Below are 12,701 nucleotides of genomic sequence, written 5' to 3' on the forward strand. Positions count from 1 at the left end.
TAAGTGGTGAAGAGATCAAAATTTTAGAGTCTGGTTCAAGCTCCCAGATTCAATGCTGCAAGTCAATCTAAAATCTAAAATCTAAAATCTAAAATCGAATGAGTGACTCCAATCGCCTGAAATTAATTCTCAAAGAAAGGCTCAAAAAGAGCATCGGCATCAAGGGAGAATTCTATCTGCCTTGCTTGCCATCAATGCTAGACGACTATCTTAAATTTCTCTCAGACTTCTTAAAACTTCTCGGGCAAAACCTCGAGGCTGCCCAAATCGAAAACTTGCGAACATTAATTGCCAACGCCTTAGCAGAAGGATTCAAAAATTCTCCCCACTCTAATCTAATAGTCTCATACTTTCCCGCCAATTCCCAAATCGGTTTAGCCGGCGGCATTACTCTGGATACCAAGATTCAAGTCGAATCAATAGCCCAGAAATATCATAGCTGGCCCGAGATTCGCCCCGAACCTTTATTCGGCAGCCATCCCGATGCCAAAGTCATCGCCATTGCCGCCGAATTAGGTGAACCCCCAAAAGTACCTATTTTAGATGTGGGTGCCGGTCCTGGGCGCAATAGTTTGCCCTTAGCAAGGTTAGGGCATCCCGTAGATGCGATCGAACTAACACCCATATTTGCCGAGAAACTATCATCCGCAGCCACCGCCGAAAACTTGCCGATAAATGTCACCCAAGGCGACGTTTTAGACCCATTATTGAGGATGAAAACTTATCGGTACAAATTAGCCATTGCTACCGAAGTTCTCTCTCATTTCCGCTACCCCGAACAAGTCCGCCTGTTCCTCGGCAAAATGTCCGATGCCGTTTTAAGCGGCGGGTTTATCTTATTCAGTGCTTTCTTAGCTGTAGATGGGTACGAACCCGACGAGATGGCAAAACAAATGTCTGAATTGTGTTGGTCTTATCTGATTACCAGACAAGAATTGCAAGCAGCAATAGAGGGTTTGCCGTTAGAAATTATTTCCGATCAATCGGTGATTGACTACGAACAAAAACATTTGCCTGATTCGGCGTGGCCGCCGACACCTTGGTTTGTCAGTTGGGCCAGCGGCCGGGATTTATTTCCGGTGGAACAAACACCACCGTTAGAGTTGCGGTGGATACTTGTTAAACGCTTGTAGAGTTTATTGTTTTGGCTCAACTTTTAGGTAAAAATTGTCTAAATTTGTCCGATGTTTGGGCGAGGATACTTTTGTTTGGGAAATGGGGGAGGATTTGATATTATCTCTAATTTTGTTAAAGATCAGAATTTTATATACGGCTTGCTGAATAAAGTAAAAAAGGAGCTGCTAATTTGGTTGTCTGACCGAAAAAAGGTGGGGGAGTACAAAAAAAATAGCGATATAATGCCTCAAAACCCTTGCATCATCGGCGATCGTGTACCGAAAAGTTGAGCAAGCTCTTTGTGGCTCCTGCTCTGGCTCCTTGGAGCTCCACACTCAAGCGATGAATACAAAATCCCCAACCTCTTTAAGAAGTTGGGGATTTTAACGGTTAAGTTCACGACTCAAAGGGGATTACGATAGATTTGACGTCGCGGCATGGGTTTGGTTTTCTCCGGCTTCAACCGCGAAAATCGCCTGCTAATCCCCTTTAAAGCGGTGTTCAATACCGCAGGAAATCATTACTTGCAGATATATCCTCCCTTCACAAACTTAAGTTTTGAGCCTGGTGGACAGTCTTGGTCAGTAATGCTTCCCTTAAGTGGAGTCGCTGATGATGGCGCAGGAGATGGCGGAGTAATCGCTGACGGCGATAGCTGCGAGGAAACGCCCAAGAAGTTTGGTGCAGGAGTATTAGTCCCGTTGGTACCCACCGCAGGCAACTCTATCACTGTTGTGGTCGCTTGCCCTGTGCCATCATTGGTCACGGTGTACTGATCTCCGGGATGCCCATTCGTCACAAACAGTTGTGGATGATCGAACGGGGCACGCTCATAGCGAACGCGATCGTCAGTCAGAGATAGAAGGAATGCGACCAAAGACGTTTTCTGTTCCTCGGTGAGGTTTAGGTTGCGGATCCCAATATCGAGATTGTCAATGTTGTTCTCAGCAAAATCCCCGCCTCGATTGTAGAAATCAACGACATCTCGCAAGGTGAGTTCCCCACCGTTGTGGAAGTAGGGAGCAGTCAACTCCACATTCCGCAGTCCAGGCGTTTTGAATGCACCGTCTGCTGTAATGCGTTCATTTGCAGCGACGGGTATATTTGGAGTTGCATTTAGTAATGACTGAAAGAGTCCTTGCTGAGCTAGCCGCGATTCTGAAAGGGGATGGTTGAAAGGATCTTTGCCGCCCACGCCCAAGTCTTCCCCAGTGGGTCGAACGCCAATATTGTAGAAGGCATTGTCATAGATAGCTTGTGCACCATTTCCCACCCTCATCCGTTTGAGCCGTTGATTCTCCACATTTTTGACGGAGGCGTTGGTAAATTCAGGCCCACCGTGACACCCGGCACACGCTTGGTTAAACAGAGCCATGCCTTGCTGTTGCTGTGGAGTCAGCGCGTTGCTGTTTCCCTCCATAAATCGATCGAAGGGTGAATCGTTAGAAATCAAGGTGGATTCGTAGAGTTGAATCGCTAATCCGAAAAACAATGAGAAGTTGTAGTCCATCAGTGAAAACTCATCAGTTGCCCTGGGTCCCTGCGGCTGCCTGACATACTGAGTTCCTCCTGTAGAATCAACCTTGATGATGTACTGCGAGTCCCACCACTCCGGCTTAAACGCATCCTCAATCATTTCTTCGTAACTTTTGTCTTTGAGTCCGGGCTGGGGCGAACGGCTCAACCTGCCCAGAACGCTGTCTTGGGGATGCACAAGCTGTGTGCCAAGCGGCCGTAGCTGTTTGAGCTTTTTACCCGTCTCTCTAGGCAGCTTTTTGATTTTAATCCGATCGAACTTCTGCCCGATATCAGGAAGTATCCGACCCGTTGCCGATTCTTCCACAGAGCTTAGGGGTGGGCCCACTGCCTGGGACGCCAGCGCTGAATTCTTCAGGCTAATTTTCACCTTCTCCGGACGGTCTTGCTTTCTGAGTGATTTCAGGACAAAGGCATTTGGGTCTCTTGACCCAAACGGATTCACACCATTAAATTCGTTTTGGGCGCGTCCGTCCCAAAAGTTGCGGAAGTTAAACACAGCGTTAATTGTGCTGGGCGTGTTGCGCTCTGTTACCTGACGCACGTTGATGCCCCCGACGTTAAAGACCGGATCTGGCTGAACCTGTACCTGATCGACGGCACTACCAGGGACAATATCGATGAATTTTGTCAGACTTACCCCTTGAGAGCCTGCAACATCGTTCGTGTCACGTAGAACTTGCGAGGAGCGCAAGTTCGGGTCTGCCAGCTTGTGGAACGGATAGTCCGCTGGCAGCAGCACAGAGTTGGGACCCTTACCTGCATTAAACGTAACGTCTGGATCTGCCCCACCGGTGGCATTTACCCGCAACAGCCCTGGGCTGAGCTGGTTCTTAGCACGACTATCAACTCCTGCGTGAAAGTGGCAACTGGCGCAAGACTGCTGTCCGTTGCTCCCCACCTGCAAATCCCAGAACAGCGCTTTTCCTAAGGCAATTGCAGCCGGTTTGTCTTTGACGAAGTCTCCTAAGTTTGATGGCTCAGGGACTGGTACGGTTTTAAGCGAAGCCAGTGGATTAGCTGGTGGAGGACCGACTTGAGCCGATACTGTGTGTCCGGCTAAGATGGCAACAGCGACAACTGTAGCGATTGCCATAATGTGGCTTGTTCGCTTAAGCTGCGTTGCTACCAACCGAAATAGATTAGTTAGATGCATCCGACTGAAATTTTTCAACATTTTACTTATTTGTTTGGCTCCTACATAGAGTTGTCCAAAACAGATTCCTCAAGTGCTTGAATAGCATTCTGATTGTAAACTTGAGACGGCGGCGGATATGTTGGTTGAATAACTTATCTTACTCTAATTAAATTAGCACGCACACCCCTGTGAATTGTATTGGATGCTGCAAATAGCCCCAGGCACCAATTATCAACCAAACTCGAGCCGTATTTCTGGTTCAGGATGCTTTGTTACGTTGTATCGCACATTACGCAGGTCTTAATATTAATTGGGGATTTTTTGGTACGAAATGGCTGTAATTCTTTGTCTACAAGCATTCCGCTGATATGTAGAAATATGAGTTTTTATTAAGGAGTGTTTATGGGTTCTCAATAGTCATTATTTATCGAGAATATGTTGGCGATTAAATTCCTAGGATGACGTTTGATCGTCAACATATTTTTGAGTATGTTAAGAAGTGCGGAATGTGGGTTGTATGTTCTGGTTGTTGGAGCGTGGACTGCGTAACTTTATATAGGGCTTGCGGTATAAATTGAAAAAGCAGACGCCCGGTTGGGCTGTCTGACCGAAAAAAGGTGGAGGAGTGAAAAAAAAAACCCCACCTAATGGCTCAAAACCCTTGCATCACCGTTGGTCACCATGTACCGAAAAGTTGAGCCAGCTCCCAGCCCACCCTTCGATTTTGAATTCTCCTGAGAAAAAAAGCTGGCAGAAGATAACCGCTGGACGATCGCGCCTAGGCTCATCCTGCGGTCATAATTTGAAGCAGAATATGCTCCCAACTTCGCGGAGGGAAATGGGTACACCTGCCAAATCGTTTCGGCTGGTGTTGGGGGCGTTAATTCTTAAGGAAAAATTCGGAATTAGCGACCCTTGAAACAGTCTCGAAAATTCGCGATCGCCCCTATTTACAATACTCGCTCGGCTAGGAGACATACAGCAACGAACTGCCATTTGATTCAGGGATCGCTGCTATTTCACGCTTAGGCAAAGAATCAGCGTGAGCCTATTCAACAAAGTGAATCTAAAAATGGTATTGTTTGGATATCGGAGTTCAAGCAGTTATCGATAACTTTGAACGATCGCAAGGCGCGGAGTAAATTTAAGGTAAGTGAAGAAGTAATTGGTTGGTTGAGAGCAGTCACCGCCTGCTTAATGGGTATTGACGATTTCCGAACTATTTGAGGCTAAATACTCTAATTCAGGTGCAACAACACAAGATTACGATCGCACCGATCGCCCTTATGACCGCGGAAAATGCTAGAAAATTGTAGGGCGCCCGCAGTAAGGTAGGGGCAGATTTTACTAGCGAGAGCTCGCAAGAGTGGATATTTCGTTAGAGGTGCGGTGGGGCGATCGGCTGACACTTGTATTGTTGAGATTGGCCCGATTAGCTATAATTTGGCAAAGAATCGCGTAAATAATTTTTAATCGGTACTTATTAACTGTTACTTAAATAAACAGTTACTATTTCTTAACTTTAGCGTCGTAGTATCGGTTTTTGGGAGTAATAACGATCGCCAGCTAGGGAAAAAAGTGTTATGGCAGCAAAATTAGTGATTTCCGGCTACATGGCAAATCCAGCCGGTACAGATAGCCCTTACGAGTATTTGCAGGTAATTGCTACAGAGGATCTCGACTTTGCAGCGACTCCATACACGGTGGTGTGGGCAAATAATGGAACTGCAAATCCCAACGGATGGGTTAGCGGGGCTGCTTTAACTTACGGTTTCAGCATTAATTCAGGTACTCTCACTCAGGGACAAGTTGCTTATATAGGGGGTTCTGGCAAATTAATTAACGGTGCCGCCACTACAGATATTTCTGCGGCAAATTGGCCCAAAACTATCAATACAGGCACAACTGCGGGTGATGGTTTTGGATCTGTGAACGCTACCGGGGTGCTAGGAAATGGAGGCGCTAATGCTGACGGTATTGCGATTTTTGACGTTCCGGTTGCCAGCATTACTAGCGCAACTGTTCCGATTGATGCTGTATTTTTTGGCACGGGTGTAGGGACTGCAAATCCTGCTACGGGTGGTTATGTATTGCCCACAAATGATATCTACAATAATGCACAGGGAACTTTTGGGGATGGCACTAATACAACTATTTTTCCCGATCCTGCTGGCGGGGCATTTACTAAGTTAACTGGAACTTACAATGCCAGTACGGGTACTTGGACGACTCCGCGCACAGCTACGACTGTGACTAATCCTACTGCACTAACAGATATTGCTGCTGCCGTGACGATCGCCACAACAACTCCTTTACCCGACTTAACCATCACCAGCAGCGCCCCTGCGACAGCGACGGTTAACACTCCCTTCAACTACACGCTGACATTAGCTAACAGCGGTACTGCTGCTGCGACAGGACTTAGCGCCAACTTCACTCTGCCGGAGGGGGTGACATACAATTCGGCTAGCGCTGCCGGTTATACCGTCAGTCAAGCGGGTGGATCCGTTACATTTTCAGGAGGTGCGATCGATCCGGGCGGCAGTGCAATTCTGACTGTTAATGTGACTGCGACTGCTGCGGGTACTGTCACCAGCGCTGCTGGGGCCTCCGTTGCCGATCCGGGAAATACGATCGCCGAAAGCAACGAAACCAACAATTCCTCTACTGCAGCTGTCACTACAACTGTTGCAACGACTGCTAACACTCCTCCCACGATCGCACCGAGTGCAGCTTCTACATTTTTAACAGTTCCTAGCTTGTCTGGGGTTATCAACGACCCCACCGATCCGGCGAAAAACTTCGGTGTCAACTTTACTTTAGCCGATGCGGAGACTGCGGCCGGCAGCCTGACATTAACCGCAACCAGCAGCAATACTGCTGTGGTTCCCAACGCCAATTTAGCCCTCAGCGGTACCGGTGCCAACCGCAATCTCAAAATTACTCCTGCAGGTGTCGGCTATGCTGATGTGACTGTCACCGTTAGCGACGGAACAAGCACAACATCTACCGTCCTCAACTACGCTGCTTCTGCTGCTTCGGGCACTCCTGGGACCAGCCGCTTTCTCACCGGGACAAGCGATGCGAGTACGGCGATCGCGATCGACTCCAACTATATGGTAGTCGCCGACGACGAAGACCAAATTATTCGTTTGTACGATCGGGCCAATTCCGGCTTACCAGTCAAAACCTTTGATTTTACCAACTCTCTCGGCTTGAGTGACTTATCCGGCGGTGTTCCCAGAGAAGTTGACATCGAAGCTTCAACCCGCGCCGGCAACCGAATTTACTGGCTGGGTTCCCACAGCAACGCCAGCGGCGGCAATTTGCGCCCCAACCGCTACCGCTTGTTTGCGACGGATATCTCCGGTACCGGTGCGGCCACAAATCTCGCTTACACCGGCCAGTACAACAACCTGCGAAATGATTTGATGGCGTGGGGAGATGCTAACGGTTTCAACTTTACCGATAGCGCGGCCGCGGGCAAAGTGCCGGAAGCAGCCACCCTCGACGGTTTCAATATTGAAGGCTTGACATTTGCCCCGGACAACACTACTGCTTACGTTGCATTCCGGGCACCGCAAGTTCCGACAACCGATCGTACTAAAGCTTTGATCGCACCGATTACTAACTTTGCCAACTTGGTAACGGGGACGGCTACCAGCGCTACCATAGGCGATCCGATTGAATTAGATTTGGGCGGCCGCGGAATTCGCAGTATAGATCGCAATGCTAGCAACGAATACCTAATTGTCGCCGGCCCTGCTGACAGCGCTACGGGTACGGCCCCGAAAGACTTCCGGCTGTATACTTGGACTGGAAATGCTGCTGGTGCACCGATCTTGCGATCGGCGAACTTGACAGCTTTGAATGCAGGCGGCAGTTTTGAATCAATCGTGGAAGTGCCGAGTACCTTAACCGATAGCAGTCAGATTCAGCTATTAGTTGATAACGGCGACCATGTGTGGTACGGCGACAACATTATCTCGAAAGATTTGCCGCAGGACAACTTCCAGAAATTCCGCAGCGATACCGTAACTTTAGGTAATTCTCCGGTGCGCATCCGCAACATTCAAGGCGCAACTCACACATCATCTTTAGCCACTCAAACTGTTAGCAATGTTCCGGGTGTAGTGACAGCGGTAATAAGCGCTGGGGGCGGTCGCGGTTTTTATATGCAAGACCCGACTCCCGACACAGGGCCTAATCCAGATTCTACATCGGAAGCGATTTTTGTGTTCCTGGGAAATTCCGCGATCGCGAATCCGACAGTCGGACAATCGGTACAGGTAACTGGTCGAGTGGACGAATTCCGCCCGGCTAACAACGCCACCAATCTTACCACTACCCAAATTAATGCTACGGTTTCTGGGGCTGCGGTGGGGGCGATCGCCTCTCTCGGTACAGTTACTCCAACTATTATCGGCAGCGGCGGCCGCACTCAACCTACAACCTTCATTCAAAATGATTTTACTGCTGCGGGCAATGTAGAAACTGGCGGCGATTTCGACCCGACAACGGAAGGCATCGACTTCTATGAAAGCTTAGAAGGAATGCTCGTACAAGTCAACAATCCAGTAGTTGTCGGCCCCACAAATAACTTGGGCGAATTCTACGTTTTGCCAGATAACGGTGCAAACGCTACGGGCAGAACTAATCGCGGTGGCATTGCCATTTCTGCTACTGATTTTAACCCGGAACGCATTCAAATTGACGACACCTTGCTCAATCCTCCCAGCGGTGGCAGCCTATCGCCTGTTACCAACGTCGGCGACAATTTGAGTGAAGTCTCAGGCATCGTCGGTTACACTTTCAGCAATTACGAGGTTTTAAATACCGCTCAAATTCCTCAATCCAGCGTGACTTCCGGCGGCTTAGCTAAAGAAGTTACAAACCTAACTGGAAATGCCAATCAACTGACAGTCGCCAACTTCAACGTCGAGAATTTAGACCCAAGCGATACCGCCAAATTCCCAGCCCTAGCCAGCCGAATAGTCAGCAACCTCCAAAGTCCTGACATTATCAATTTGGAGGAAATTCAAGACAACAACGGGGCGATTAATGACACTACTGTGGCGGCTGACATAACTTACAACACCTTAATTTCCGCCATTGAAGCAGCGGGCGGCCCGACTTATGAATTCCGGCAAATTAATCCTGTAAACAACCAAGACGGCGGCGAACCGGGGGGCAATATTCGAGTCGGATTTTTGTTCAACCCCAGCCGCGTTACTTTTGTCGATCGCCCGGGCGGCACTCCCACAACCCCAACAACAGTTAACAGCGTCAGTGGCGCGCCCGAACTGTCAGCAAGTCCCGGCAGAATTGACCCGACTAATGCAGCATTTAATAGCAGCCGCAAGCCTCTAGTCGGTGAATTTCTCTTCAACGGGCAGCAAGTATTTGTGATTGCCAATCACTTCAACTCAAAAGGCGGCGACCAACCGCTTTTCGGTCCCAGTCAACCGCCTGTCCTCAGCAGCGAAACTCAGCGCCTCCAGCAAGCACAAATTGTCAACGATTTTGTCGATAGCATTTTGGCAGTCGATGCCAATGCGAATGTGATTGTTGCTGGAGATTTAAACGATTTCCAATTTTCCGAACCGCTGAATGTTGTGCGGGGAATTCCGGGCGGTATCGGCACACCTGTGCTGCAAAACTTAATTGAAACTCTGCCGGAAAATGAGCGTTACACTTATAATTTTCAAGGCAACGCGCAGGTTCTAGACCACATTTTAGCTAGCAATAACTTAGCTAGTAACTTAGCCGGATTTGATGTTGTTCACATCAACTCAGAATTTGCCGACCAAGACAGCGACCACGATCCGACTGTAGCCAGGTTTAACATTGCCTTACCGACGGTAACTATTACTGCGACAGACGCAGCAGCAGCCGAATCTGGTACAGATCCGGGTACTTTCCGCATCGCGCGATCGGGCAGTACCAGCCTGCAGCTGACAGTAAATTATACAATTGCTAGCGGTACCGGCTTTGCCACCAGCAATGATTACACGCCGGATTTAACGGGTAGCATTATCATTCCGGCAGGTCAATCTTTCGCAGATTTTACTATTACCCCCATTGACGACAGCCTTGTGGAAGGTAGCGAGGCTCTGAAGCTAACTTTAGTGGGTGGGGCTGCTTACAATTTGGGGCCTGCTGGTACTGAAACTGCCTCAGTGGCGATCGCCGATAACGACATAGCAGCGCCGGGAATTTTTAATTTCAGTAGCGCCACTTACAGCGTTAATGAAAACGGCACAACCCAAACAATTGTAGTTAATCGTACAGGTGGAACAAATGTCTTCGCCTCTGTGAGTTACGAAACTGCTGACGGTAGCGCCACCGCCGGAAGTGATTACACTGCTACGTCGGGTACCCTAAACTTTCTCTCTGGCGAAACTAGCAAAACTTTCACTATTTCTATCAGTGAGGACACCTTAGTAGAAGAGAATGAAACTGTCAATCTCAGTTTGACAAATGCCACAAATAATGCTAGTTTGGGAAATCAAAATACGGCGATTTTGACGATCGTAGACACAACGCCAACTCCCACGCCCGCGCCCACGCCAACTCCCACACCAACGCCCGTACCCGATCCAAACTGCATTGGCGATCGCATTGAACGACCAAACCTCGATCGACCAAATCCAGTCGATAACATTATCAACGGCAATTCTGGCATCCTAATTGGTACTTCCAAAAATGACGGTTATTTGGGCAGCAACACTCCCAATATATTCGATGCCAAAGCAGGTAACGACAACCTAATTGGCGGCAACAGCCCAGACATTTTCAACGGCAATGAAGGCAACGATTTCCTCAACGGAAAGGGCGGCAATGACTTCCTTATTGGCGGCAAAGGTAACGACCTCGTACTAGGCGGTGGAGGCGACGATATCATCTCCGGAAATAATGGGAACGATTCGATTAACGGTGAAGATGGCAATGACTTCATTTATGGCAATGAAGGCGCTAACTTTATTGATGGTGGCAAAGGCAACGATATCCTCACCGGCGGCCAAGATAACGATGTCATAGTCGGAAGTCAAGGCAATGATTCTATCTTCGGACAATCAGGAAATGATACCCTGTGCGGCGATGCGGGCAATGATTTACTCGGTGGCAATGAGAATAATGATTTGATAGATGGCGGTGCTGGAAATGATACAATTTATGGGGGTGGAAACAACGACACTATCCTCGGTTGTACTGGCAAGGATTTATTGTTCGGAGATTTAGGAGAGGACAGCTTGATTGGCGGGATTGGTAATGACACTTTTGCGATCGCAAGTAATCTCGGACTTGATATTATTTCCGATTTTGTTCAAGGCGAAGATCTGTTAGGATTGTCTGGCGGTGTGACTTTTAATCAATTAGAAATTAGTCAGAGTAACAACAATACTTTGATTAAAGTGAATGGAATTGCGATCGCCTCTTTAATCGGAGTCAACGCTTCGCTAATTAATGTTAACGATTTCCGAACAGTGTAAGCACAGTCGGACTCGATCTAATTCATCTGCGTTAATCTGTGTTTATCTGCCTGTATCTGCGGTTAAAAAAAGATAATTTCTTAAACGCAGATGACAATGGATTGACGCTGATTCACGCAGATGCAGAAAATGATGTTATAATTTTGATGCTACCGGATTTGATATGAGGTGCGTCAGAACAGAGTTTCTCAATTATCGAGAAAATAAGGCTATCGGGACACACCCTACGACAATTTTTAGCAGTAAAAATCCCATTCTAAACCTCGGATGCCCGCAATTGTCCGCAGGCAGCATCTGCTTCTAAGCCGCGAGAATACCGCACGCTAACTGCAATTTTCTTTTCCTTCAAAACCGAAACAAAACTGTTAATTCGATTGGGAGTTGGTCGCTGATAATCAGCTTCCTGAATCGGATTGTAAGGAATCAAATTGACGTGACACTGAAAACCGCGCAAGTGAGTTGCTAACTCGGCTGCGTGTTCTGGCAAGTCATTCACATTAGCTAAAAGCACGTATTCAAAACTCAATCTCCGCCCAGTCGATCGCACATATTCCCGACATTCTGCCATTAATTCACCCAAAACATAAGGGCGGGCGCTAGGAATTAACTCTTCGCGCAATCTTTGATTGGAAGCGTGGAGGCTGACGGCGAGGGTAACTTGCAGTTGATGTTCGGCTAGTTGGCTGATGCGATTGCGAATTCCTACTGTGGAAACGGTGATGTTTCGCTGTCCAATTCCTACGTCTTGATTCAAACACTTGACAGCAGCTACAACATTATCGAAATTCAGCAGGGGTTCGCCCATTCCCATAAATACGATGTGGCTGACTCTGCGGCCGAAATCTTGCTGTACAGTCAAGACTTGATCGACGATTTCGTGTTTTTCTAAATTGCGCTTGAAACCGCCTTTTCCGGTAGCGCAAAAGTCGCAGCCCATCGCGCAGCCAACTTGGGATGAGACGCACACAGTCAGGCGTTTATCGGTGGGAATGCCTACTGTTTCAATGATTTGACCGTCTGCTAATTTTAAGAGATACTTTACGGTGGCGTCTGGTGCCACCGATCGATAGTGAATGGTCGAGCGCCCGATCGGAATTTTAGCAACAGTCTCGCGCCACTGTTTCGAGAATACAGAAATGTCAGAGATCGATCGTGCACCTTTCTCATAAATCCACTGGTACAACTGCTTTCCCCGATAAGCTGGTTGTCCCTGCTGCTGGACCCACTCAGTTAACTCAGCTAAACTCGCCCCCAGCAAGGGCGGAATGTTACCCGACTCAACAGCCAAAGCAGCAGTCTTGCGAGACTGATTCGCACCCTTGGAATTACCAGAAGAGTACACCTGAGAAACGGAAGTAGGAGACATAGGTCATCAGAAAATTTAAAGCCACCCTCTATCTTAAAACTTCTCGACCAAA

At 48.1% G+C, this 12,701-nt stretch carries 4 protein-coding genes and 1 pseudogene; 3 read left to right on the top strand and 2 right to left on the bottom strand.

Annotation, left to right across the window (positions count from 1 at the left end):
• Positions 1–98 precede the first annotated feature (98 nt).
• Positions 99–1,133: a class I SAM-dependent methyltransferase gene (locus tag QUB56_RS08185; protein WP_332954641.1), complete on the top strand. Its 1,035-nt coding sequence runs from the start codon at positions 99–101 to the stop codon at positions 1,131–1,133.
• A 503-nt stretch (positions 1,134–1,636) separates the two neighbouring features.
• On the opposite strand, the gene QUB56_RS08190 is transcribed toward QUB56_RS08185, so the two are convergent.
• Positions 1,637–3,748 (bottom strand): cytochrome c peroxidase, encoded by a 2,112-nt coding sequence (locus QUB56_RS08190; protein WP_332954643.1) that lies wholly within the window; start codon positions 3,746–3,748, stop codon positions 1,637–1,639.
• Between the two features lie 723 nt (positions 3,749–4,471).
• On the opposite strand from QUB56_RS08190, the pseudogene QUB56_RS08195 reads away from it, so the two are divergent.
• Both QUB56_RS08195 and QUB56_RS08200 read left to right on the top strand, forming a co-directional pair.
• Positions 4,472–4,868 (top strand): annotated as a pseudogene (locus QUB56_RS08195) (transposase); the annotation flags it as partial.
• 505 nt (positions 4,869–5,373) lie between these two features.
• Positions 5,374–11,283, top strand: coding sequence for a Calx-beta domain-containing protein (locus QUB56_RS08200; RefSeq protein ID WP_332954644.1), 5,910 nt, complete (start codon positions 5,374–5,376; stop codon positions 11,281–11,283).
• Between the two features lie 256 nt (positions 11,284–11,539).
• Here QUB56_RS08200 and rlmN read toward each other — a convergent pair whose 3' ends face one another.
• Positions 11,540–12,649, bottom strand: a complete 1,110-nt coding sequence (rlmN, locus tag QUB56_RS08205) for a 23S rRNA (adenine(2503)-C(2))-methyltransferase RlmN (protein WP_332954645.1) — start codon at positions 12,647–12,649, stop codon at positions 11,540–11,542.
• Positions 12,650–12,701 lie beyond the last annotated feature (52 nt).

The organism is Microcoleus sp. AR_TQ3_B6, from assembly GCF_036702785.1.
Classification (GTDB): Bacteria; Cyanobacteriota; Cyanobacteriia; order Cyanobacteriales; family Microcoleaceae; genus Microcoleus.

Excerpts from the sequence above, each read along its gene's own strand:
- QUB56_RS08185 (WP_332954641.1), top strand. The coding sequence starts at position 99 with ATGAGTGACTCCAATCGCCTGAAATTAATTCTCAAAGAAAGGCTCAAA.
- QUB56_RS08190 (WP_332954643.1), bottom strand. The coding sequence starts at position 3,748 with ATGGCAATCGCTACAGTTGTCGCTGTTGCCATCTTAGCCGGACACACA.
- QUB56_RS08200 (WP_332954644.1), top strand. The coding sequence starts at position 5,374 with ATGGCAGCAAAATTAGTGATTTCCGGCTACATGGCAAATCCAGCCGGT.
- rlmN (WP_332954645.1), bottom strand. The coding sequence starts at position 12,649 with ATGTCTCCTACTTCCGTTTCTCAGGTGTACTCTTCTGGTAATTCCAAG.